11 protein-coding genes are annotated in these 25,454 nt (G+C 63.4%); 3 read left to right on the top strand and 8 right to left on the bottom strand.

All coding sequences use genetic code 11. From position 1 onward, the window contains the following. Window positions 1-37 precede the first annotated feature (37 nt). The 4 genes from selO to putA form a co-directional block, all read right to left on the bottom strand. On the bottom strand, window positions 38-1,483 hold the full coding sequence (gene selO / locus ASF66_RS16575) for a protein adenylyltransferase SelO (RefSeq protein ID WP_056844640.1): 1,446 nt from the start codon (window positions 1,481-1,483) through the stop codon (window positions 38-40). Window positions 1,484-1,509: 26 nt separating this feature from the next. Beyond that, complete coding sequence (gene mscK / locus ASF66_RS16570) at window positions 1,510-4,890, bottom strand: mechanosensitive channel MscK (protein WP_056844639.1); 3,381 nt, start codon at window positions 4,888-4,890, stop codon at window positions 1,510-1,512. 38 nt (window positions 4,891-4,928) lie between these two features. Further along, window positions 4,929-6,671, bottom strand: coding sequence for a potassium/proton antiporter (locus tag ASF66_RS16565; protein WP_056844638.1), 1,743 nt, complete (start codon window positions 6,669-6,671; stop codon window positions 4,929-4,931). 208 nt (window positions 6,672-6,879) lie between these two features. Beyond that, complete coding sequence (gene putA / locus ASF66_RS16560; RefSeq protein WP_056844637.1) at window positions 6,880-10,833, bottom strand: trifunctional transcriptional regulator/proline dehydrogenase/L-glutamate gamma-semialdehyde dehydrogenase; 3,954 nt, start codon at window positions 10,831-10,833, stop codon at window positions 6,880-6,882. Window positions 10,834-11,226: 393 nt separating this feature from the next. Here putA and putP point away from each other — a divergent pair, with 393 nt between their 5' ends. Further along, window positions 11,227-12,714, top strand: a complete 1,488-nt coding sequence (gene putP / locus ASF66_RS16555) for a sodium/proline symporter PutP (RefSeq protein WP_056844636.1) — start codon at window positions 11,227-11,229, stop codon at window positions 12,712-12,714. 118 nt (window positions 12,715-12,832) lie between these two features. Continuing rightward, window positions 12,833-13,672, top strand: coding sequence for a 23S rRNA (adenine(2030)-N(6))-methyltransferase RlmJ (locus ASF66_RS16550; protein WP_056844635.1), 840 nt, complete (start codon window positions 12,833-12,835; stop codon window positions 13,670-13,672). 3 nt (window positions 13,673-13,675) lie between these two features. Here ASF66_RS16550 and msrA read toward each other — a convergent pair whose 3' ends face one another. The 4 genes from msrA to aceE all read right to left on the bottom strand — a co-directional run bounded on the left by msrA (window position 13,676) and on the right by aceE (window position 21,992). Beyond that, window positions 13,676-14,323 carry a peptide-methionine (S)-S-oxide reductase MsrA gene (gene msrA, locus ASF66_RS16545; protein WP_056844634.1) on the bottom strand — a complete coding sequence of 216 codons (648 nt, stop codon included), beginning with the start codon at window positions 14,321-14,323 and terminating at the stop codon, window positions 13,676-13,678. 68 nt (window positions 14,324-14,391) lie between these two features. Next, the gene (locus tag ASF66_RS16540; RefSeq protein ID WP_056844633.1) at window positions 14,392-17,082 is read right to left on the bottom strand and encodes a putative bifunctional diguanylate cyclase/phosphodiesterase; all 2,691 of its coding nucleotides are present in this window, start codon (window positions 17,080-17,082) and stop codon (window positions 14,392-14,394) included. A 294-nt stretch (window positions 17,083-17,376) separates the two neighbouring features. Continuing rightward, window positions 17,377-19,335 (bottom strand): dihydrolipoyllysine-residue acetyltransferase, encoded by a 1,959-nt coding sequence (gene aceF / locus ASF66_RS16535; RefSeq protein WP_056844632.1) that lies wholly within the window; start codon window positions 19,333-19,335, stop codon window positions 17,377-17,379. 11 nt (window positions 19,336-19,346) lie between these two features. Next, entirely contained in the window at window positions 19,347-21,992 is a 2,646-nt protein-coding gene (gene aceE, locus ASF66_RS16530; RefSeq protein ID WP_056844631.1) for a pyruvate dehydrogenase (acetyl-transferring), homodimeric type, read from the bottom strand. A gap of 382 nt (window positions 21,993-22,374) precedes the next feature. On the opposite strand from aceE, the gene glnE reads away from it, so the two are divergent. Continuing rightward, on the top strand, window positions 22,375-25,404 hold the full coding sequence (gene glnE, locus ASF66_RS16525; RefSeq protein WP_056844630.1) for a bifunctional [glutamate--ammonia ligase]-adenylyl-L-tyrosine phosphorylase/[glutamate--ammonia-ligase] adenylyltransferase: 3,030 nt from the start codon (window positions 22,375-22,377) through the stop codon (window positions 25,402-25,404). Window positions 25,405-25,454 lie beyond the last annotated feature (50 nt).

The raw sequence follows: 25,454 nt of genomic DNA, 5'->3' as shown, positions 1-25,454 counted from the left end.
CGATGCATGCCGTTGATAATAGAGAGTCAGCCACCCCTCACGACGAACAACTGATCTCCAGATGCTTGCCCCACTCCGGTGGCCGTTCCGCGTAGCGCTCCATGCCCGGTTGCGCTTCGAACGGATTCGAGAGCACCTGGTGCAGTCGCCGCACCTCGGAGTAGTCGCCGTCTTCGGCGGCATCGATGGCTTTCTGCGCCAGGTAATTGCGCAGGATGTACAACGGATTGACCTGATTCATGCGCTCGGTACGGCCGTCGATCACATCACGATCCATGCGCGCCTGATAATCGGCCGCCCAGGCATCGAAGCCCTGGATATCGACGAAGTCATCGCGCAGCACGGACAGCGCGCCGGCTTCGCCCAGGCGCCGGAAGAACAGGTTGTAATCCACGCCGCTGTTCTGCATCAGGCCCAGCAGACGCTCCAGCAGCAGCTTGTCGCCGTCTTCGGCCAGGGTGAAGCCCAGTCGCCGCCGCATGATGTCCAGATAGGCAGCCTCGTACAGTGGCAGGAACAACCCCAATGCTTCCTGCAGCGCCGGCACCTCGATCAAGGGTGTCAATGACTGAGCCAAAGCGCTCAGGTTCCAGTGTGCCACCGGCACCTGGTTGCTGAAGCTGTAGCGGCCTTCGTGGTCGGAGTGGTTGCAGATGAAGTTCGCGTCGAAGTCATCCAGGAAGGCGAACGGTCCGAAGTCGAAGGTGATGCCCAGAATCGACATGTTGTCGGTGTTCATCACCCCGTGACAGAAGCCGTAGGCCTGCCATTGCGCGATCAGCTCGGCGTTGCGCTCGACGATTTCGCGGAACATGTCCAAGTAGGGTTCGGGCTGGGTCGCACACCCAGGGAAGTGCGCCGCCAGCACGTGGTCGACCAACTGTTTCTGCAGTTCGGGTTGGCGGGTGTAGTAGAAGTATTCGAAATGACCGAAACGCACGTGGCTCGGCGCAAGGCGCAGGAGCATGGCGGCGCGTTCCTGCTTTTCACGCCATACCGGGGTGTCCGACGCGATCACGCACAGGGCGCGGCTGCTGGGAATGCCCAGGGTGTGCAAGGCTTCGGACGCCAGGAATTCGCGAATCGAGGAGCGCAGCACCGCGCGGCCATCGCCTCGGCGCGAGTAGGGCGTGGGCCCGGCGCCCTTGAGATGCAGGTCCCAGTGTTCGCCGGCGTCGTTGTACACCTCGCCGAGCAGTACGCCGCGGCCGTCGCCCAACTGAGGGGTGTAGCCGCCGAACTGATGACCTGAATAGATCATCGCCCGCGGCTCGGTTTCGCTCCACAATTTGTGGCCGCTGAACAGCTCGGCGAACAGCGGCGTCTGGGCACACGCAGGGTCCAGGTCCAGCAGGCTCATGGCTGCATCGCTGGCCACCACCAGCCGTGGGTTGTCGATGGGCTCCGGCAGAACGTGAGTGGAAAAGACGTCGCCCAGGCGGGCGAAGCGGTTGTCGAAGATCAGTTCGTCGAGGCCTTTCATGTGCGTTCTCCGTGGGCGTAGTGCGCTCAGTCAAGTTTCGAGGGGGGCGGCTGGGGTGCGTCGACGACCCGAGGCGTGCTCGGCGGCTCCGCCTGTGCAGGCATAGCGGCCGGCTGCAGGGTGCCGGTGCTCTCGCCTGGCTCGGCGGGCACCAGCTTGTACTCTTTGCCGGTGGTGTTCTTCAGGTAGATCTCCATCTGCCGGAACGAAATATTGATGTTCTGGCGTTTGAATTCCTTGTTGATGAACCGATTGATTTCGTCCAGCACCGGGTTGCGGTCGCCCAGGTCACGCACGTGCATGCGCAGCTCGTGGTCCAGGGTGCTCTCGCCGAAGTTGAGGAAATACACCAGCGGCTCCGGCTCCTTGAGCACCCGTGGATTGTCCCGCGCCGCCTTGAGCAGCAGGGTCCGCACCAGGTCCAGGTCCGAGCCGTAGTCCACGCCCAGCTTCAAGGTCACCCGGGTGATGGTGTCGGTCAGCGACCAGTTGATCAGTTGTCCGGTGATGAAGGTCTTGTTGGGGACGATGATGTCCTTGCGGTCGAAATCGGTGATCGTGGTCGCGCGGATACGGATCTTGCTCACCGTGCCCGACAGGTTGCCGATGGTGATGGTGTCACCGATACGCACCGGGCGCTCGAACAGGATCATGATGCCGGAGATGAAGTTGGCGAAAATCTCCTGCATGCCGAAGCCGATGCCCAGCGACAAGGCCGCGACCAGCCATTGCAGCTTGTCCCAGCTCACCCCCAGGGTCGACAGCGTGGACACGAAACCGACACCGGCAATCACGTAGGACAGCAAGGTAGTGGTGGCGTAGGCGCTGCCTTGGGCCAGGTTCAGCTTGGACAGCACCAGCACTTCCAGCAGCCCCGGCAGGTTGCCGGCCAGTACGATGGTGATACCGATGATCATGGCCGCGCCGATGAAGTCGCTCAGGCTGATCGGCACCATGCTCATGGCGGCGCCGGTGCCGCTGGTGTATTCGTACAGGGTGATGTTGTCCAGGTAGGCGAACACGCTGATCAGGTCGCTCCAGACCCAATACAGCGCGCCGATGAAACCGGCCAGCAAGGCCAGGCGCACCAGGCGCAGGGATTGCTGGTTGACCTGTTCGATGTCCAGGGTCGGCTCTTCGGCCACCGGTTCACCTTCGCCGCTGTCCTTGGCCAGCTGTCGCTTGGCCAGCGCCCGCTGGTAGGCCAGTCGCCGGGCGGCAACGCTCAGCCCTCGCACGAACGCGGCTTCGATGACCAGCCAGATCATCAGCAGGTACAGGGTGTCGATCAGCCGGTCGGTGAGCTTGAGCGCGGTGTAGTAGTAGCCGAAGCAGACTGCCACGAACAGCGCGATCGGCAACGCGGTGAACAGCAGGCCGATGGCGCGGCGAAACAGTGAAGCGCTCTTGTGCGTCGGGCTGCTGATCAGCAACCGTCCCAGCAGCCAGGCCATCAATGCATAACAGGTGAGCACCACGGCGATGCCGAGCACGTCATCGGCCAGCGCCGAGGGTTGCAGTTCGGCCACCGCCACCACTGAGACCAAAGCCAGCACGACGAAGCCCAGGCGGCGCACCCAGCCTTGCAGAAAGGCCACCTGCGCCCGCTCCCAGCGGAAATGCAGCTCGGCCACGCCGCCGGGGGCGAGGATGCGGTACGCGGTATAGAACACCAGCCACGCCTGGGCGATCTGCAACATGGCCGCGCCCAACCCGGCATTCTGCCCGCGGGCATCGATCAACAGGGCATAGCCGCACAGGGCCAGGCCCAGGGCCACAGGCATGGCCAGCAGAATGTTGATCAGGATGGCGGCAGGCGTATGCCACTGGCGGTCGCGCTTGAAGTGGCCGATGTCCTGATGCACCGCATTGAGTTTCTGGTAGAGAAACGCGCGCTTCCACTGCAGCAGGCCGATCACCAGCAGCAGCGGCAGGAACAGCAAGGGTCGCTGCACCAGACCGTCGGTCAGCTCGCTCACGCTGGACGCCCAGGGCAGGGTGGTGACCTGGTTTTCCAGGCGCCGCGGCACCGCTTTGAACCACTCGTCATCCAGCGGCTTGTTGCTGGGGATCCAGAACATCTGCTCGTCCAGCGTGGCACGCAGGCTTTGGGCGGTGCTGAGCAGCTGTTTCTGGTTGAGCTGCAGGGTGATCGATTCGTTGAGAAGCGCGCTGAGTTCCCGATTCAAGCGTTCGAGCAGGTCGCTGCGGGTGACCGCCAGCTCCAGCAGGCTTTTGCGCAACTGCGGCGTGTTCTGGTCCTGTGCCTGATTGGCCAGCAAGTTATCCACATAGGCTGCCGGATTGCTGATGGCTTCCCGCTGTTGGTTGACTTCGAACTGGTACAAACGGATGTCGGCGATCTCGTCGGCCAGGTCGCGGTCGACCTTCAGGTGGGGCAGCGCCTGCTTCTGCTTGTAGAGAATCTTGGACAGCAGCAGGCTGCCCTTGAGCACGCTGATCTGCTCATCCAGGGCCTGGTCGCTCTGGGTCACGCTGTCGAGCTGCTGGCGGGTCCTGAGGTTCTGCTGGGTCAGTTCGTTGAGGCGGTCGGTGCTGCGCAGCAGGTAGTCGGAAAGTTTGACGTTGGTCGCACTTTCAGTGGCCAGCACGCTGCTGCCGCCGGCTTTCTGTGCTTCCAGCGACTGTTTGGTGACCGTTTCCTGGGACTGCGCCAGACGCTTCTGATTGATCAGCGTCTGCAGGTCCTGGATTTCCTGATCCAGCCGAGTGGTTTTCTCCAGCACCAGATCGTGCCGGGCATTACCCAGGTCTTGCAGGGTGCTGTTACCGGCCAGTTCCTGGCGGCGCAGGTTGATCAAGGCACCGATGGAGGCCTGTTCGGCCACCAGTTGGTTGCGGGTGTCGGGCGTCAGCGCCTTGCCGTCGTTCTTGCCCAGCTTGAGGATGCCGTTGATCTGCTGGATGCGGTTCTGGCTGGCGCTGATCTCGGTCTGCGCGCGTTCCGGGCGGGTCTGCGCGGTAATGATCAGGCTGTTGGCATCGGACAGCGCCTTTTGCAGCTCGCCTTGTTCGGTGGTGCGCTCGCTGAAGATCTGCTCCAGCTGCGGCACACTCAAGGTCGCGTAGCGCTGAGTCACCGGGATGACCGGCGCGCCCTTGAGGCGGCTCAGCTCGCGCTGCGCCTCCAGGGTCTGCTTGGGTGCATCGGTGAGTTGCTGCTTGAGATCAGCCAGCTTGCGTTCGTTGTCTTCCTGGTTGCCGATCAGGCCCAGGGTCTGTTCGAACACTTGCTGCAGAGCCTTCTGGTCGGCTTCTGGCAGCTTGCGTTCGGCGATCTTGTCGAGGTTCTGCTGTACCGTTTCGCGGTTCAGCGGGTCGGCAGCCTGAACGCTGGCGACAGCCATGCACAGCCCCAGCAGGGCTGCGGAAAGAAAATTGCGCATAGGTTAAGAGTCGTACAGCTCGAAGAGAGATGGGCAGTTTAGAGGAAGAGCCCAGGCGCTGGACGACTTCCTTCGGGGAATTTGACGCCCACTTTCATGATCCGGTTCCCGTCCATGACCGCGACCGTCCACAGCGTGCCATTCCACTCCACGTGGTCGCCGACGATCGGTGCGCCGCCGACACGCTGCATGATGAAGCGGCTGAGCGGCATCTGCGGATCCAGACCGTCGAGCTTGAGGCCGTAGAGCGCCGAGACAGCGCCCAGTTCGGCGTCGCCTTCGAGCACGAAGTCGCCGAAGAAACGCAGGTCCAGACCGCGTTGTGGTGCGCGGCTGAACAGTTTGCCCAGGGCGGGCAGGTTGTGCTCATGGCCGATCACGCACAGCAGGTCGTCCACTTCCAGCACCGTACTGCCTGAGGGGTGGAGCAGTTGCTGGCCGCGAAACAGCGCGGCGATGCGCGTGCCTTCGGGCATCTTGAGTTCGCGCAGAGCAGCGCCGATGCACCATTTTTCAGCGCCCAGGCGATAGACGAACAACTCCCACTCGCTGGTGATGTGCACTTCGAGGGCCGAGCGGGAGATCGGCGCCGGGTCCGGCGGCACGGTGACCTTGAGCAGCTTGGCCACCCACGGCAGGCTGGTGCCTTGCACCAGCAGCGACACCAGCACGATAAAGAAGGCCAGATTGAAGAACAGCTGCGCATCCGGCAGCCCGGCCATCAATGGGAACACCGCTAGAATGATCGGCACCGCGCCGCGCAGGCCCACCCAGGAAATGAACGCCTTTTCGCGGCCGTGGAAGGCCTTGAACGGCAGCAGCCCGACCATCACCGACAGCGGCCGCGCGACCAGGATCATCCACAGCGCCAAGGCGAGGGCGGGCAGGGCGATGGGCAGCAGGTCGTGGGGCGTGACCAGCAGGCCCAATACCAGGAACATGCCGATCTGTGCCAGCCAGGCCATGCCGTCGAGCATGTGCAGAATGCCGTGGCGGCTGCGGATCGGTTTGTTGCCCATGACCAGGCCGCACAGGTACACGGCGAGGAAGCCGCTGCCGTGCAGGGCGTTGGTCAAGGCGAACACCAGCAGGCCGCCGGCCACCACCAGGATCGGGTACAGGCCGGTGGCCAGGTTGATGCGGTTGACCAGTTGCAGCATGACCCAGCCGCCGCCCAGACCAATCACGCCGCCGATGCCGAACTCGCGCAGCAGATGGCCCAGCAGGCCCCAATGCAGGCCGGTCTGGCCGCTGGCGATCATGTCGATCAGGGTCACGGTGAGAAACACCGCCATGGGGTCGTTGCTGCCCGATTCGATTTCGAGCGTTGCGGTCACTCGCTCGTTCAGGCCCTTGCCACCCAGCAGCGAGAACACCGCTGCGGCGTCGGTGGAGCCGACGATGGCGCCGATCAACAGCCCCTGAATCATGCTCAGGTCGAACAGCCAGGCCGCCACCGCACCGGTCAGCGCAGTGGTGATCAGCACCCCGACCGTGGCCAGCGACAGCGCCGGCCACAACGCCACGCGAAAACTCGAAACCCGCGTGCGCAAGCCGCCGTCGAGCAAAATCACTGCCAGCGCCAGGTTGCCGACCAGATAGGCCGTCGGGTAGTTGTTGAAGATGATGCCGCCACCATCCACACCGGCGGCCATGCCGACGGCGAGGATGATCACCAGAATGGGAATGCCCAGGCGAGAGGACAGAGAGCTGACCAGAATACTTGCACCCACCAGCAACGCGCCGATCAAGAACAGGCTGTTGATGAAGGTGGCGTCCAAGGGCAGTACTCCGTAAGCAGTGGCAGAACCGGCAACATGCAGGCCTCGTGCCAACGGATTCTAACCCGTGTAAACACATGTATGTCAAAGGATTTGCCCGGCGCCGCCCATACGTCGCAGGCAAGCGCGCAGGGTCCGCGGCCCACAAACACAACGGGCGCCCTGAGGCGCCCGTTGTGTCGAACCGATCAGCTTCAATCGGTCAGCATCAGCCGATGCTCATCAGGCTGGCGTTGCCACCGGCCGCTGCGGTGTTGACGCTCAGTGCCCGCTCGATCACCAGACGCTCCAGGCAGATCCCGGTTTCACCCTGGGACAGGCCGTGTACGCCGACGATGGCACCGCCGCGCTTGGCGATCTGCTCGCAGACCGCGCGCAACTGATCGGAATCACCGTGATGCAGCACTGCGTCGAACAGCACCTCGTCCTTGTTCCACTCCGGTACCAGCTTGACCCGTGCCTGGACTTCCTTGGGCAGACGGGCGCGCACGGCCTTGCTCAAGGCATTGTCCGGCAGCACTGCGCTGGAGCCCACGGCCATCACCGCTGCCAGTTGCACCAACAGGTCGGCTTCCACCTCGGCCAGGCACAGTACGTGCTCGCGCGGCAGGATGGTGTAGCTGTTGCGTTCACCGGTCGGGCCATCGAGCAGACGGGTCACGCCGCTCTGCGACTGAATGGCAAATTCGCCGCACAGTTGTGCCAACTCGGCCTGCTGGGTGCTCGCGGCCCAGGCTTGCAGCGCCTGCAACGGCTTGCCCAGGGCATCGCGCAGGCGCACGTCGGGGGCGAGCCCGGCGTCACTGCGCTGGAACGACTGGGCGATGGCATCGTTGGGTCGGGTCGACAGCAGACGGTACAGGTACAGCGGGCCACCGGCCTTGGGACCTGTGCCCGACAGCCCTTCGCCACCGAACGGCTGCACACCCACCACAGCGCCCACGATGTTGCGGTTGACGTAGACGTTGCCGGCATGGACGTTGTCGATCACCTTGGCGATGGTCTCGTCGATGCGCGTGTGCACGCCCAAGGTCAGGCCGTAGCCGGAAGCGTTGATCTGAGCGATCAACTGATCCAGATCGCGACGCTTGTAGCGCACCACGTGCAGCACGGGACCGAAGATCTCGCGTTGCAGCTCATCGAAGCTTTCCAGTTCGATCAGGGTCGGCATGACGAAGGTGCCGCGCTTGATCTCGGCGCTGTCGGCAATGGCCATCTGGTAGACGTCACGGCCTTTGTCGCGCATGCCCTGGATGTGCTTCTCGATGCCGGTCTTGGCTTCGGCGTCGATCACCGGGCCAATGTCCACGCTCAGGCGCTCGGGGTTGCCCAGGCGTGCTTCGGCCATGGCACCTTTGAGCATTTCGATCACGCGGTCGGCGGAATCTTCCTGCAGGCAGAGCACGCGCAGGGCCGAGCAACGCTGGCCGGCGGAGTCGAATGCCGAGGACACCACATCGATCACCACCTGTTCGGTGAGCGCCGAGGAATCGACGATCATCGCGTTCTGGCCACCGGTTTCGGCGATCAGCGGAATCGGTCGACCCTGCGAATCCAGGCGCCCGGCGATGTTGCGCTGCAGCAGTCGCGCCACCTCGGTGGAACCGGTGAACATCACGCCTTTGACCCGCTCATCGCCCACCAGCCGTGCGCCGACGGTTTCACCGCGGCCCGGCAGCAGTTGCAGCACGCCTTCCGGAATGCCGGCGTCGAGCAGCAGGCGTACGGCCTGAGCGGCCACCAACGGGGTTTGCTCCGCAGGCTTGGCCAGCACCGGGTTGCCCGCGGCCAGCGCCGCAGCCACCTGGCCGGTGAAGATCGCCAACGGGAAGTTCCACGGGCTGATGCACACCACTGGCCCCAATGGGCGATGGGCGTCGTTGTTGAAGTCATTGCGCGCCTGCACCGCGTAGTAGCGCAGGAAGTCCACGGCTTCACGCACCTCGGCAATGGCGTTGGCGAAGGTCTTGCCGGCCTCGCGGGCGAGCAGGCCCATCAGCGGCTGGATCTCGGCTTCCATCAGGTCCGCGGCACGCTCCAGCACCGCAGCACGCTCGGCCGGCGGGGTGGCCTGCCAGATCGGGCCGTTGATCAGCGCGCACTGAATGGCGTTGTCGACGTCGGTGACCGTAGCCTCCTGGACATGGCCGACCACGTCGCGCAGGTCGGACGGGTTCAGCACCGGCTGGGCCGGTTCGTTGCTGGCCTCGCAGCCCAGCAGCGGCAGGGCTTTCCAGTCGTTGTGAGCCGTGGCCAGCAGGGCGGACGACAGCGATGCGAGGCGATGTTCGTTGGCCATGTCGATGCCGGCCGAGTTGGCCCGGTCGCTGCCGTACAGATCGCGCGGCAGGGGAATGCGCGGGTGCGGCAAGCCGAACTGACCTTCCTGGGTCGCCATCCGCTCGATGGTGGCCACCGGGTCGGCGACCAGTTCCTGAATGGAGATGGACTGATCGGCAATACGGTTGACGAACGAGGTGTTGGCGCCGTTCTCCAGCAAGCGGCGAACCAGGTAGGCCAGCAGCGTTTCATGGGTACCGACCGGTGCATACACGCGGCATGGACGGTTCAGCTTGCCATCGGCCACCTTGCCCACGACCTGCTCGTACAGCGGTTCGCCCATGCCGTGCAGGCACTGGAATTCGTACTGGCCCGGGTAATAGTTCTGACCGGCAATGTGGTAGATGGCAGCCAGGGTATGGGCGTTGTGGGTCGCGAACTGCGGGTAGATGACTTCCGGCACCGACAGCAGCTTGCGTGCGCAGGCCACATAGGACACGTCGGTGTACACCTTGCGAGTGTACACCGGGTAGCCTTCCAGGCCCTCGACCTGGGCGCGCTTGATCTCGCTGTCCCAGTAGGCGCCTTTCACCAGGCGGATCATCAGGCGATGACGGCTGCGACGAGCCAGGTCGATGACGTAGTCGATCACATACGGGCAGCGCTTCTGGTAGGCCTGGATGACGAAGCCGATACCGTTCCAGCCGGTCAGCTGCGGCTCGAAGCACAGGCGTTCGAGCAGGTCCAGCGACAGCTCCAGGCGGTCGGCCTCCTCGGCGTCGATGTTCAGGCCGATGTCGTATTGCTTGGCCAGCAGGGTCAGCGACAGCAGGCGCGGGTACAGCTCTTCCATCACGCGCTCGTACTGGGCTCGGCTGTAGCGCGGATGCAGCGCCGACAGCTTGATCGAAATGCCGGGACCTTCATAGATACCGCGGCCGTGGGAGGCCTTGCCGATCGAATGGATCGCCTGCTCGTAGGAAGCCAGGTATTTCTGCGCGTCGTGCTCGGTCAGCGCCGCCTCACCCAGCATGTCGTAGGAGTAGCGGAAACCCTTGCTCTCGAATTTGCTGGCGTTGGCCAGGGCTTCGCCGATGGTTTCGCCGGTGACGAACTGCTCGCCCATCAGGCGCATGGCCATGTCGACGCCCTTGCGAATCATCGGCTCGCCGCTCTTGCCGATGATGCGGCTGAGCGAAGACGACAGGCCTGATTCGTTGTGCGTGGACACCAGCTTGCCGGTCAGCAGCAGACCCCAGGTCGCGGCGTTGACGAACAGCGATGGGCTGTTGCCCAGGTGCGGGTGCCAGTTGCCGGTGCTGATCTTGTCGCGGATCAGCGCATCGCGCGTACCCTTGTCGGGGATGCGCAGCAGTGCTTCGGCGAGGCACATCAAGGCTACGCCTTCCTGGGAGCTGAGCGAGAATTCCTGCAGCAGGCCTTGAACGATCCCGGCACGACCACCGGCGCTCTTCTGGTTGCGCAGCTTCTCGGCGATGCGCGCGGCCAGCTTGTTGGTGGCGTCGGCCATGTCGGCCGGCAGACGCGCCTGCTCCAGCAGCATCGGTACCACTTCGGGCTCGGGACGACGATAGGCGCCAGTGATTGCAGCGCGCAGTACCGACTGCGGCAGGATGCTTTCGGCAAATTCTAGGAAGCACTGGTGCGCGTGGTCCGGCAGAATATCGCCCGCGTCGTCATTGCCACTCACCCCGGCCCCGGATAGCTCGGTCAGCGTTGCGCCCCCTTCAAGCTTCTCCAGATAGTTGAAGATCGCCTGCTTGATCAACCAGTGCGGCGTACGGTCGATGGACTGCGCGCAAGCCTTGAGGCGTTCGCGGGTCGGGTCGTCCAGCTTGACGCCCAGGGTAGTGGTTGCCATTTCTTGTCCTCATCAGGGCCACGGTGCGTGGCAATAAAGCCGGCGGCAAGATTAGCCGTGCGCTTTGCGGGGTGCAACTAGGTGCAACCTTGATCTGGATGAAAGTTGCACCGCTCGACGGAAAACCTTTTTGCATGGGTTGAATCTGCACAAATCCGGTGCGGGTGTGTAGCCGTGAACAGGCAAATGCTCCGAAAGGAAGCAGATGCGTCGTGTTTATCCAGATGTTTCCAAAGGTGCAACTTGCTTGCCAAAAGGGTTGCGCCTGTCCGTAATGCCGGCCTAAAGTTCGGCCCCCTCAGGTCAACCCGCACGTTTTGCAATCTGCCGACCTGCGTCATGAACGCCGAAGCGCGCTCGCAGGCTCATAAAAACAAAGCAAGGAGACACCCCATGAGTGTCAGCAACCCCACTCTGATCACCTTCGTGATCTACATCGCTGCCATGGTCCTGATCGGCCTGTTCGCCTACCGTTCCACCAACAATCTTTCCGACTACATTCTCGGCGGTCGCAGCCTTGGCAGCGTGGTCACCGCATTGTCGGCCGGTGCCTCGGACATGAGCGGCTGGCTGCTCATGGGCCTGCCGGGCGCGATCTACCTGTCGGGTCTTTCGGAGGTCTGGATCGCCATCGGCCTGATCATCGGCGCCTACCTGAACTGGTTGTTCGTCGCGGGCCGGCTGCGCGTGCAGACCGAACACAACGGCGACGCGCTGACCTTGCCGGACTATTTTGCCGGGCGCTTCGAAGACACCAGCGGCCTGTTGCGGATCATCTCTGCGGTCGTGATCCTGGTGTTCTTCACCATCTATTGCGCATCCGGCATCGTCGCCGGCGCGCGGTTGTTCGAAAGCACCTTCGGCATGTCCTATGAATCGGCCTTGTGGGCTGGCGCCGCGGCGACCATCGCCTACACCTTCGTCGGCGGCTTCCTGGCGGTCAGCTGGACCGACACCGTGCAGGCCACGCTGATGATCTTCGCCTTGATCCTCACGCCCATCGTCGTGGTGCTGGCCACCGGCGGTGTCGACACGGCGTTCCTGGCCATCGAGGCGCAGAACCCGGCCAATTTCGACATGCTGCGCGGCACGACTTTCATCGGGATCGTTTCGCTGTTGGGCTGGGGGCTTGGCTACTTTGGCCAACCGCACATACTCGCCCGCTTCATGGCCGCCGAATCGGTGAAATCCATTGCCAAGGCCCGGCGCATTTCCATGACCTGGATGATCCTCTGCCTGGGCGGCACCGTGGCCGTGGGCTTTTTCGGCATCGCCTATTTCTCGGCCAACCCCGGGCTGGCAGGTGCAGTGAATGAAAACCACGAGCGGGTGTTCATCGAACTGGCCAAGATCCTCTTCAATCCGTGGATTGCCGGCGTGTTGCTGTCGGCCATCCTGGCGGCAGTGATGAGCACCCTCAGCTGCCAGTTGCTGGTGTGCTCCAGCGCCCTGACCGAGGACTTCTACAAAGCGTTCCTGCGCAAGGGCGCGTCTCAGCGCGAGTTGGTCTGGGTCGGTCGCATGATGGTGTTGCTGGTGGCGCTGGTCGCGATCTGGCTGGCGTCCAATCCCGAGAATCGCGTGCTGGGTCTGGTCAGCTACGCCTGGGCAGGATTCGGCGCGGCATTCGGGCCGGTGGTGCTGATTTCGGTGGTCTGGAAAGGCATGAGCCGCAACGGCGCCCTGGCCGGCATTCTGGTCGGCGCGGCGACGGTGATCCTGTGGAAACACTTCGAGCTGCTGGGGTTGTACGAGATCATTCCGGGCTTCGCGTTTGCCAGCCTGGCCATCGTGATCGTCAGCAAGCTGGGCCGTGGTCCGTCACCGGCCATGATCAGCCGCTTCGAACGCGCCGAGGCGGCTTTCCACCAAGGCAAGTGATGCAGTGCTGGCTACCGTCTCCTCCGTAGGAGCGGTCATCGGCCGCGAAAGGGCCCGTCCAGCCACCGCAAAAATCCCATCCGAAATGCTAGACTCCTGCCCATCTGCAGGAGTCCCCATGAACTATCGTCATGCCTTCCACGCCGGCAATCACGCCGACGTGTTCAAACATATCGTCCTCACCCGGTTGATTGCGCTGATGTCGCGCAAAGAACAACCGTTCGCCTATATCGACACCCATGCCGGCCTCGGCCTGTACGACCTGAGCGGCGACCAGGCGACCCGCACCGGTGAATGGCTCGAAGGCATCGCCCGCCTGTGGCAGGCCACCGACCGCCCCGCGCTGACCGACGACTACGTCAAGGTGATCAACCGCCTCAACGCCGAAGGCGAGCTGCGTTACTACCCAGGGTCGCCCGAGCTGGCGCGGCGGCTGATGCGCCAGCAGGACCGCGTGCTGCTCAACGAAAAGCACCCGGACGATGGCCAGCTGCTCAAGGACAACATGAAGAAGGACCCACGCGTTGCGGTGCACCTGGGCGAGGGCTGGCACGTGCCGCGAGCCTTGCTGCCCGTGGCCGAAAAGCGCGCGGTGATGCTGATCGATCCGCCGTTCGAACAGCTGGACGAGTTGCAGCGCTGCGCCAAGGCCATGAAGGAAACCATCGGCCGCATGCGCCAGACCGTGGCCGCCATCTGGTACCCGATCAAGGACGATGCGCGCGCCCTCAAGCGTTTCTACCAGGAGCTCACCAGCAGCGGCGCGCCCAAGCTTCTGCGCGTGGAGCTGCTGGTGCACCCGCTGGACACGCCACAGAGCCTGAACGGCTCGGGCCTGGTCATTTCCAACCCACCATGGGGGCTGGAAGAAGAACTCAACACGCTGATGCCCTGGTTGGCCAATCTGCTCGGCCAGAGCCAGGGTGGCTGGAAGATGGACTGGCTGATCGCCGAATGACCCTCAGAGTGTGAGGCACACCCCAGTTCCGCCCAGCCCGCAATAGCCTTGCGGGTTCTTGGCCAGGTACTGCTGGTGATACGCCTCGGCGTAGTAGAAGGTCGGCGCCGGTTCGATTTGTGTGGTGATCTCGCCGTGGCCGGCTGCGGTCAGCTCGGCCTGGAAAGCCTCGCGGGTCGCCTCGGCAGCGGCCAGTTGCTGCGGGCTTGTGCAGTAGATCACCGAGCGGTACTGCGTTCCGATGTCGTTGCCCTGGCGCATGCCCTGGGTCGGGTTGTGCGACTCCCAGAACACCTTCAGCAACGCTTCGTAGGACGTCACCTGCGGGTCGAACACCACCAGCACCACCTCACTGTGCCCGGTCAGTCCCGAGCAGGTTTCCTCGTAGGTCGGGTTGGGCGTCATGCCGCCGGCGTAACCGGCCGCCGTGGTGTACACGCCAGGCTGCTGCCAGAGGCGACGTTCCGCGCCCCAGAAACATCCGAGGCCGAAAATTGCCGTTTCCAGTCCCTCGGGAAAGGGACCCTGCAGCGGCTTGCCGTTGACGAAGTGCGCCTCCGGTACGCTGATCGCGGTGTCCCGGCCGGGCAGGGCCTGTTGAGCGGTGGGCAAGTCTTGTTTCTTCACCAGAATTTCCGAACGCAGGACCATCGTGCTGTTCCTCTCTCGTGTGCGGGCAAACCCTCAGACCTGCAGTTTGCCCGAATTCGCCGAGAACGTCAGACCGCCGGGCCGCGGGGGTAGCGTTTGAGCCGTTCGATCAGCTCGGCGCCGGGAATCGGCTTGTCGAACAGATAGCCCTGGCCCACATCGCAGCGCTGACGGCGCAGGAATGCCAGTTGCTCGGCGGTCTCGATGCCCTCGGCCACCACCTTGAGTTTGAGGTTGTGCGCCATGGCGATCACGGCCGACGTGATCTCCATGTCGTCCTGGTTGTCCGGGATCTCGTGGATGAAGCTGCGATCGATCTTGATCACATCGATGGGGAATTTCTTCAGGTAGCTGAGCGAAGAATAGCCGGTGCCGAAGTCGTCCATGGCCAAGGTGAGGCCCAGGCGCTTGAGCTGGTCGAGTTGCTGATGGGTGTCCACGGTGGCTTCCAGCAGCAAGCCTTCGGTCAGCTCCAGCTCCAGCAACGAGGCGTCCAGCGCTTCTTCTTGCAGAATATTGGCGATGGAAGCGACCAGATCGGGGTCGGAAAACTGCTTGGGCGACAGGTTGATCGCCACCTGCAGGCGACCGAGGCCAGCGGCGGTCATGGCCTTGCTCATGCGACAGGCCTGCCGGGCGATCCACTTGCCGATGGGGATGATCAAGCCGGTCTCTTCGGCCACGCTGATGAACTGATCGGGCCGGATCATGCCTTTTTCCGGGTGGTTCCAGCGCAGCAGCGCCTCCATGCCCAACAGGCGACCCGAGCGCAGGCACAGTTTGGGCTGGTAGAACACATCCAGTTCATTCTGGGTCAAGGCGCGCCGCAGGTTGTTCTCCACGAACAGCTTGTAGCTGGCCTCGGCGTTCAGCGCCTCGGTGAACACCTGCACTTGATGCTTGCCGTTGGCCTTGGCCTTGTGCAGGGCAAGGCCGGCGTTTTTCATCAAGGTCTGCGGGTCACGCCCGTGTAGCGGCGCACAGGCCAGGCCCACGGAGCCTGTAACGTTGATCAATTGGTTGTCCACGAACATCGGCTTGTCGAGGGTCAGCAGCACCTGTTGGGCGATACGCTGGCCGGCCTCCAGATCGGTGTCGTGCAGCAGCACGGCGAACTCGTTGCTGGCAAAGCGTGCCAGGCTGCCGGCCGGGCTCAGGCTGTTGCGCAGGCGACGCGACAGGCTGACCAACAGCTTGTCGCCGGTCTGGTGGCCGAGGCTGTCGTTGATCCGCTTGAAATTATCGATGTCCACCAGCATCAGGCTGATCGGCCGGTCGCTGTCGTGAGCGAAGCTTTCGTCCAGGCTGCGGATGAACGCCGGGCGGTTGCCCAGATTGGTCAGGTTGTCGGTATAAGCCAGGCGCTCGATGCGCTGCTGGGCCAGCTTGCTTTGGGTGATGTCCTCATAGATACCGATGTAGTGGGTCAGCTCACGGTCATCGCCGTAGACCTTGGAGATCGACAGCTGGCCCCAGTAGGGCTCCAGGTTCTTGCGCCGGCTCTTGAATTCGCCTTGCCAGCTGTTGCCGTTGGCCAGGCTCGATGGCGCGTCGAACAGCAGTTCGCTGAGGTTCTCCAGAGCGGGTAGATCCGCCAGGCGCTTGCCGTGGACTTCCTCGGTGCTGTACTGGGTGATCGCGGTGAAGCTGGGGTTGACGTACTCCACCACGCCATCGCAATTGACCAGCAGAAAGGCATTGGCACTTTGTTCCACCGCACGTTGAAACAGGTTCAAGGCACTGGTGGCCGCACGGCGGTCATGGTTGTTGATCACCTGGGCGAAGTGGTCGGCGAGCTCGCCGGCAAAGGCAATCTCGTCGGCGCGCCAGGCACGTCCGCCGCCACTCTGCTCAAGGCACAGGACACCGACCACTTGGCCGTCGATGCGGATACTGGCATCGAGCACGGAGCGAACGTCGCGCAGCGCCAGCAACGGCGCCAGCTGGCACGTGCGCCGATCGGTGGCTACATCGCTGGCGTCGATAGCGCGACTGGTGTGCAGCGCCGTCAAATAGTCCGGGTAGTCGCTCAGGTCTACCGCCTGCGGGCAGCCATGGGCCTGGCGCTCGCGATAATAAGCAGTGATGGGCAGCAATTGCTGACCCTGCAAATTCCACAGGCTGGCGCAATCCACGGCATAGATGTCACAGGCGTTGCGCGTGATCAGCTCCGCGGCTTCGAGCAAAGGCTTGTGAGTGCCGTAGCGCTGCTGGGCCAGGCTCAGGATCAAGGCCTGCTGGGCGCTGGCGCGCTCCAGATGCTGCAGTTGTTCGCGTTGCGCCAGCTGGTTCAGTTCAAGCGCCATTTGCAGTGGACTGCTCACGCCGGTCGGCTCCACAGCGCTGTCGAGCACGCTATCGACGGCGTCGTCGACGACCACCAGGTAGCCGCGCAACAGCTGTCGATTGCGTTGGCGAAACGCCTCGCCCAACTCCATCAGGTGCAAGCTGCCTTGGTTGCTGTGCAGGGTATAGCGCACGACGTAATGGGTGCTGTCGACCAATTGCGCCTGAATGGCATCGTGCAGACGATGACGGGCCGCCGGCTCCATCAGGCACGCATACGGCGAGCCGGTCAGGGAGCACAGCTCCGCCGCCGGCAGGCCAAAGACGCGCTCGCAGTTCGGATCCAGGAAAAGCAGGGCCCAACTGGGCTCGTTCAGCCGCTCGAAACGCAGCATGCCCAGGCGCGAGGGCACCGGCAGCTGCGTCACTACCTCGGCCACCATGCGGTTGGCGGCATCGGGCTGGCTTTTCATTGAACACTCGCTTCAAGAGTACTGGTCGCGCAGAGACAACAATCCCTACAGGCTGGTGTCCCTACAGGCTCGCGCGTGGGGCAAGGTTGCATCATGGCGCTCGGGCTTACAAGCGATACAGTGGCTCGGTGCTTCCATGTTGTCGGCAGGCGCACAAAATTCTGGAATTGGATCCGAAAATACCCGGTGATGAAGGCATCTACCGTATGGGTTGCGTGCGAATAATGAACTTCGGGGTCAAATCCGGGGCAAAAAAAACCCACCGCGAGGTGGGTTTTTCTTATCCGGCCAGCCTTACAGCAGCATGGTACGGATGTCGGTCAGCAGCTCGCCCAGACGCTTGGTGAAGCGGGCAGCGGCGGCGCCGTTGATCACGCGGTGATCGTAGGACAGCGACAGCGGCAGCATCAGCTTGGGCTGGAACGCCTTGCCATCCCAAACAGGCTGGATGGTGGCCTTGGAAACACCCAGGATCGCCACTTCCGGCGCGTTGACGATCGGCGTGAAGCCGGTGCCGCCAATGTGCCCGAGGCTGGAAATGGTGAAGCAGGCGCCTTGCATGTCGTCGGCCGAGAGCTTCTTGGTCCGGGCTTTTTCAGCCAGGGCCGCGGCTTCAGCTGCCAGTTGCAGCAGGCTCTTCTGGTCGACGTTCTTGATCACCGGTACCAGCAGGCCATCCGGCGTATCGACCGCGAAGCCGACGTTGACGTACTTCTTGCGGATGATCGCCTTGCCGCTGGGGGCCAGCGAAGCATTGAAGTCCGGCAGTTCCTTGAGCAGGTGCGCGCAGGCCTTGAGCAGCAACGGCAGCACGGTCAGCTTGACGCCGGCCTTTTCCGCCACGGCTTTCTGCGCCACGCGGAACGCTTCCAGCTCGGTGATATCGGCCTGGTCGAACTGGGTCACGTGCGGCACGTTCAGCCAGCTGCGGTGCAGGTTGGTGGCACCGGCCTGCATCAGGCGGGTCATCGGCACCTCTTCGGTTTCACCGAAGCGGCTGAAGTCGACGACTGGAATCGGCGGAATGCCCGCACCACCGGTAGCGCCGGCCGCAGCGGCCGGTGCTTCCTTGGCCTTCTGCATCATCGCCTTGACGTAGACCTGCACGTCTTCCTTGAGGATGCGGCCGTGTGGGCCGGTCGGGCTCACCGCGCTCAATTCGACGCCGAACTCGCGCGCCAACTGGCGAACGGCCGGGCCGGCATGGACCTTGGCGCCGGCGGGCTTGGCCGGTGCGGCAGCAGGCTTTTCAGCGGCAGCAGCAGGTGCAGGTGCGGCAGCTGGTTTCGATTCAGCGGGTGCAGGGGCAGGGGCTGCCGCCTGGGCAGGCGCAGCAGGTGCAGCGCCAGCCACTTTCAGCTTGAGGATCAGATCGCCGGTACCGACTTCGTCTTCCAGCTTGACGCTGATGCTTTCGACCACGCCGGCAGCCGGAGAAGGAATCTCCATGCTGGCCTTGTCCGATTCCAGAGTGATCAGCGATTGGTCGGCCTCGACCGTGTCGCCGGCCTTGACCAGTACTTCGATGATCTTGGCTTTGCCAGCCGAACCGATGTCCGGCACATGGATGTCCTGCACGCTGTCGCCGGCAGGCGCTGCGGCCGGCTTTTCAGCCGGTGCAGGCGCCGCCGCGGCAGGCGCGGGAGCGGCGGCGGCCGGGGCAGCAGCGGGGGCTGCGCCTTCGACCGTCAGCTTGAGGATCAGGTCACCGGTGCCGACTTCGTCGTTCAGGTTGACGCTGATGCTCTCCACCACGCCTGCGGCAGGCGAAGGGATCTCCATGCTCGCCTTGTCCGATTCCAGAGTGATCAAGGACTGATCGGCGGTGACGGTGTCACCCACCTTCACCGAAATCTCGATGATCTGCGCCTTGCCCGACGAACCGATGTCCGGCACGTGGATATCCTGGCTCGAAGCAGCAGCCGGGGCCGAAGCGGGTGCCTCGGCTGGTTTGGCTTCGGCTTTTTCTTCCAGCTTTGGCTCGGCGGCAGGCTCGGAAGCCTGGGGCGCTTCTTCAGCACCCTCGACGTCCAGCTCCAGCAGTTCGTCGCCTTCTTTCAGGCGGTCGCCCAGCTTGACCTTGATACTTTTCACGACGCCCGCCTTGGGCGCCGGCACTTCCATGCTGGCCTTGTCCGACTCGAGGGTCAGCAGGCTCTGCTCTGCCTCGATGCGGTCGCCGACCTTGACCAGCAATTCAATGACTTCACCTTCACCGCTGCCGATGTCAGGTACGCGAATGAGTTCGCTCACAAAAAATCTCCTCAGCAGTCCAGTGGGTTGCGTTTGTCAGGGTCGATACCGAACTTGACGATGGCCTCGGCCACCACCTTGGCTTCGATATCGCCGCGATCTGCCAAGGCTTCCAGGGCAGCCAGCACGACGAAGTTGCGGTCCACTTCGAAGAAGTGACGCAGCTTCTTGCGGCTGTCGCTGCGACCGAAGCCATCGGTACCCAGGACTTTGAATTCCTTGGAAGGAACCCACTGACGAATCTGCTCGGCGAACAGTTTCATGTAGTCGGTCGACGCGATGACCGGACCTTTACGGCCGCTCAGGCATTCTTCGACGTAGGTGGTCTGCGGCTTCTGCCCAGGGTGCAGGCGGTTCGAGCGTTCCACGGCCAGGCCGTCGCGGCGCAGTTCGTTGAAGCTGGTGACGCTCCACACGTCGGCGGCGACGTTGAACTCTTCGCGCAGGATCTTCGCCGCTTCGCGGACTTCACGCAGGATGGTGCCCGAACCCAGCAACTGGACGTGGTGCGCCGCTTCCTTGGTGTCTTCCTCGAGCAGGTACATGCCCTTGATGATGCCTTCCTCGGCGCCGGCCGGAATGGCAGGCTGGGTGTAGGCTTCGTTCATCACGGTGATGTAGTAGAAGATGTCCTGTTGCTCTTCGGTCATCTTCTTCATGCCGTCCTGGATGATCACCGCCAGCTCGTAGCCGTAGGTAGGGTCATAGGTGCGGCAGTTCGGGATGGTCGCGGCAAGCAGATGGCTGTGGCCGTCTTCGTGCTGCAGGCCTTCGCCGTTCAGAGTGGTCCGGCCGGCGGTACCGCCGATCAGGAAGCCACGGGTACGGCTGTCGCCGGCGGCCCAGGCCAGGTCGCCGATACGCTGGAAACCGAACATCGAGTAGAAGATGTAGAACGGCAGCATCGGCTGGTTATGGTTGCTGTACGAAGTACCGGCAGCGATGAACGACGACATGGCGCCGGCTTCGTTGATGCCTTCCTCGAGGATCTGGCCCTTCTTGTCCTCGCGGTAGAACATCACCTGGTCTTTGTCGACGGGATCGTACAGCTGGCCGACGGAAGAGTAGATGCCCAGTTGGCGGAACATGCCTTCCATACCGAAGGTACGGGCTTCGTCCGGGATGATCGGGACGATGCGCTGACCGATTTCCTTGTCCTTGACCAGCTGCGACAGGATCCGCACGAAGGCCATGGTGGTGGAGATTTCACGGTCGCCCGAACCGTCCAGGATCGCCTTGAGGGTTTCCAGTGGCGGGGTCGGAACGCTGAAGCTCTTGGCCCGGCGCTGCGGCACGAAACCGCCCAGGGCAGCACGGCGCTCGCTCAGGTAGCGCGCTTCGGCGCTGCCTTCTTCAGGCTTGTAGAACGGCAGGCTTTCCAGATCCTGGTCCTTGACCGGGATGTCGAAGCGGTCGCGGAATTTGCGCAGGCTGTCGACGTCGACCTTCTTGGTGTTGTGCGCGGTATTCTTGGCTTCGCCTGCACCGGTGCCGTAGCCCTTGATGGTCTTGGCCAGGATGACGGTCGGCTGTTCCTTGTGGTTCACCGCCTGATGATAGGCCGCATAGACCTTGTACGGGTCGTGGCCACCACGGTTGAGCTTCCATATCTCGTCGTCGGACAGGTCGGCGACCATGGCCTTGAGTTCCGGGGTATTGAAGAAGTGCTCACGGACGAACGCGCCGTCCTTGGCCTTGTAGTTCTGGTACTCGCCGTCGATGACTTCGTCCATGCGACGCTGCAGGATGCCGTCGACGTCCTTGGCCAGCAATGGGTCCCAGAAACGGCCCCACACCACTTTGTTGACGTTCCAGCCACCGCCGCGGAACACGCCTTCAAGTTCCTGGATGATCTTGCCGTTGCCGCGAACCGGGCCGTCGAGGCGCTGCAGGTTGCAGTTGATGACGAAGATCAGGTTGTCCAGCTTCTCGCGGCCTGCCAGGGAGATCGCGCCCAGGGATTCGGGCTCGTCGCACTCGCCGTCGCCCATGAAGCACCAGATCTTCTGCTTGCCGGCCGGGATGTAGCCGCGCGCTTCCATGTATTTCATGAAGCGTGCCTGGTAGATCGCCTGGATCGGACCCAGACCCATGGAAACGGTCGGGAACTGCCAGAAATCAGGCATCAGCCAAGGGTGCGGGTACGAGGACAGGCCTTTGCCGTCCACTTCCTGGCGGAAGTTGTTCATCTGGTCTTCGCTGATGCGGCCTTCCATGAAGGCGCGTGCGTAGACACCAGGCGAGGCGTGGCCCTGGAAGTAGATGAGGTCGCCGCCGTGTTCGTCGGTCGGGGCCTGGAAGAAGTAGTTGAAGCCGATGTCGTACAGGGTCGCGCTGGAGGCGAAGCTGGAAATGTGGCCGCCCAGATCCGGGTCGCGCAGGTTGGTCCGGACCACCATCGCCAGTGCGTTCCAACGCACCAACGAGCGAATGCGGCGTTCCATGAACAGGTCGCCAGGCATGCGTGCTTCGTGGGTGACGGGGATGGTGTTGCGGTACGGCGTGGTGATGGCGTAAGGGAGTTGTGAACCACTGCGGGTGGCCAACTCACCCATGCGGGTCATCAGGTAGTGAGCGCGGTCTTCGCCTTCTTTGTCGAGGACCGACTCCAGGGCATCCAGCCATTCCTGGGTTTCGACGGGATCGAGGTCTTGCATGGCTTGCTCCAGGGCGGAAAGGCTTCCAGAATCGAAGCCTGAGTTTGCGACTGGCCTTGTGGGCAGACGATATTGAATTCTTGGATTACCGGCAGCTTTTCCGGCGCGCTGTAGTTTTACTACAAATCCCTGCCCTTTTCATGCCCTTGCGGGTGGAGGGCAGCGGGGGAAACACAGGATACAGGCTTTTGGCCCCCTGTCCGGTTGTGGCTTGCATCGCAACCTGTGATCGAATGTATTCGTCTGCAGGCTGTGCTGGAGATAATTCTGCCAAGTTCAGTCGGGATTTAGCTATTTATCACCTTTGTTCGACAGTTCAGGGACAGATGAACCTGTCTATACAGACCTTTACTGGGCTCTTCACGCTGCACAAGGATAGACCATGAACCTGCCTTTGCTGGTCGAAATTCCGGCCGTTCTCATGCCTTTGGTGCCGCGCAATCGCGAGTCGTTCCAGGCTGCTGTGGTGGGGGCTGAGGGCCTCTTCGCGGGCAGAGCCCGCTCCCACACTCTCCATGGCACTACTGGGATTCATGTGGGAGCGGGCTCTGCCCGCGAAGAGGCCCCCCCAGTCACCACACATTTGGACTGGCCCACCGACCGCTGGCAACAATGGGACCGCGTCACCGCCGCCAGCGACTTCGTCCTGCAGCAAGCCATCCAGAACCCCGCCATGCTGCTCGACCTCATCGCCAGCGGCGATCTGGACCGGCCCTTCAAGCCTGGTGAACTGCGCGAACAGATCGCCCAGGCCCTGGCCCAGGCAGACAGTGAAGACGAACTGGCGCGCACCCTGCGCCGCCAGCGTGCGCGGCAACAGGTGCGCATCATCTGGCGTGACCTCAACCGCCTGGCCGACCTGGTACAGACCTGCCGCGACCTGTCGGACATGGCCGACGCCTGCATCGACCAGGCCTACCAATGGCTGTACCCGCGCCACTGCCAGCAGTTCGGTACGCCGATGGGCCGGCGCAGCGGCGAGCAACAGCACATGGTCGTGCTGGGCATGGGCAAGCTGGGCGCGGTGGAGCTGAACCTGTCGTCCGACATCGACCTGATCTTCGGTTACCCTGAAGGCGGCGAAACCCAAGGGGTCAAGCGTCCGCTCGACAATCAGGAGTTCTTCATCCGGCTCGGCCAGCGCCTGATCAAGGCCCTGGACCCGATCACCGTCGACGGTTTCGTCTTCCGCGTCGACATGCGCCTGCGCCCCTATGGCTCGTCCGGCGCTCTGGTGCTCAGCTTCAACGCGCTGGAACAGTATTACCAGGACCAAGGGCGCGACTGGGAACGCTACGCCATGATCAAGGCGCGCGTGGTGGCCGGTGACCAGCAGGCCGGTGCGCAGTTGCTCGACCTGCTGCGACCGTTCGTCTACCGCCGCTACCTGGACTTTTCGGCCATCGACGCGTTGCGCACCATGAAGCAGCTGATCCAGCAGGAAGTGCGACGCAAGGGCATGGCCGACAACATCAAGCTGGGCTCCGGTGGCATCCGTGAAATCGAGTTCATCGCCCAGGCGTTCCAACTGATCCACGGCGGGCGTGACCTGAGCCTGCAGCAGCGACCCTTGCTCAAGGTGCTGGCGACCCTGGAGGGGCAGGGCTACCTGCCGGCTGCGGTGGTCGATGAGTTGCGCGAGGGCTATGAATTCCTGCGTTACACCGAGCACGCCATCCAGGCCATCGCCGATCGGCAGACACAGATGCTGCCCGATGACGAGCTGGACCGTGCGCGCATCGCCTTCATGATGGGCTTTGCCGACTGGTCAGCCTTCCATGAGCGCCTGATGCACTGGCGCAGCCGCACCGCCTGGCATTTCGCGCAGGTGATCGCCGACCCGGATGAAGACGCCGAGGCCAGCGATGCTCTGGTCATCGGCGGCGAATGGCTGCCGTTGTGGGAAGAAACCCACGACGCCGATTCGGCCTGCCGACAACTGCAGGAAGCCGGTTTCAGCGACGCACGCCAGGCCCTCAAGCGCCTCGAAGATTTGCGCGCCAGCCCGCAACTGCGCGCCATGCAGCGCCTGAGCCGCGAACGTCTGGATGCCTTCATCCCGCGGCTGCTGGCCCAGGCGGTGGAACACGCCGACCCGGACCTGATCCTGGAGCGGGTCTTACCGCTGGTGGAAGCCGTGGCACGGCGTTCGGCGTACCTAGTGCTGCTGACGGAAAACCCCGATGCGCTGCGTCGCTTGCTGACTCTTTGCGCAGCCAGCCCGTGGATCGCCGAGCAGATCGCCCGCTTCCCCTTGCTGCTCGACGAATTGCTCAACGAGGCGCGCCTGTTCAACCCGCCATTGGCACCGGAGTTGGCGGCCGAGCTGCGTGAACGGCTCACCCGCATCCCCGAGGACGACCTGGAACAGCAGATGGAAGCGCTGCGTCATTTCAAGCTGGCGCACAACCTGCGCGTGGCGGCCTCGGAAATTGCCGGTGGGTTGCCGCTGATGAAGGTCAGCGATTACCTGACCTGGCTGGCCGAAGCGATTCTGGAGCAGGTGCTGGCGCTGGCCTGGCGTCAGACCGTGGCCCGCCACGGGGTACCCAAGCGGCCCGATGGCAGCGACTGCGATCCGGCCTTCGTCATTGTCGGCTATGGCAAGGTCGGTGGCATCGAGCTGGGGCACGGCTCGGACCTGGACCTGGTGTTCATCCACGACGGCGACCCGAGCCTGGAAACCGATGGCGCCAAGCCGATCGACAGCGCCCAGTTCTTCACCCGCCTGGGACAGCGCATCATCCACCTGCTGACCGCGCAGACCAACTCCGGCCAGCTGTACGAGGTCGACATGCGCCTGCGCCCCTCCGGTGCGGCGGGGCTGCTGGTCAGCTCGGTGGCGGCGTTCTCGCGCTATCAGCAGACCGAGGCCTGGACCTGGGAGCACCAGGCCCTGGTGCGCGCCCGGGTGCTGGTGGGCTGTCGCCAGACCGGTGCAGCGTTCGAGCAGGTGCGCGGCGCCGTGCTGGCCAAGCCACGCGACCTGGACACCTTGCGTGCCGAGGTCAGCGACATGCGTGCGAAGATGCGCGATAACCTCGGCACGCGTCAGACCGCGGCAGGGCGAGGCGCCAATGCCTTCGACGCTGGCCAGCGCTTTGACGTCAAGCAGGACGCCGGTGGTATCGTCGATATCGAATTTATGGTGCAATACGCGGCTCTGGCGTGGTCGGGCAAACACCCGGACCTGCTGCGTTATACCGACAACATTCGCATTCTCGAAGGCCTGGAAGAGGCCGGATTGTTGCCCGCCGCCGATGCCGGATTGCTGCGCGAAGCCTATAAAGCCTACCGCTCGGCCGCCCATCGCCAGGCCCTGCAGAAGCAGGCCGGGGTGATCCCGGGCGACCAGTTCATCGATGAACGGCGCGAGGTGATGCGGATCTGGGGTGAGCTGGGGTTGAGCTGAATTCGATGGTGCCTGTGCGGGCCTCTTCGCGGGCAGAGCCCGCTCCCACA

Source organism: Pseudomonas sp. Leaf129 (genome assembly GCF_001423465.1).
Classification (GTDB): domain Bacteria; phylum Pseudomonadota; class Gammaproteobacteria; order Pseudomonadales; family Pseudomonadaceae; genus Aquipseudomonas; species Aquipseudomonas coleopterorum.
The sequence above is the reverse complement of the archived record's forward strand: the minus strand, read 5'-3'. Positions and strand labels throughout refer to the sequence as shown.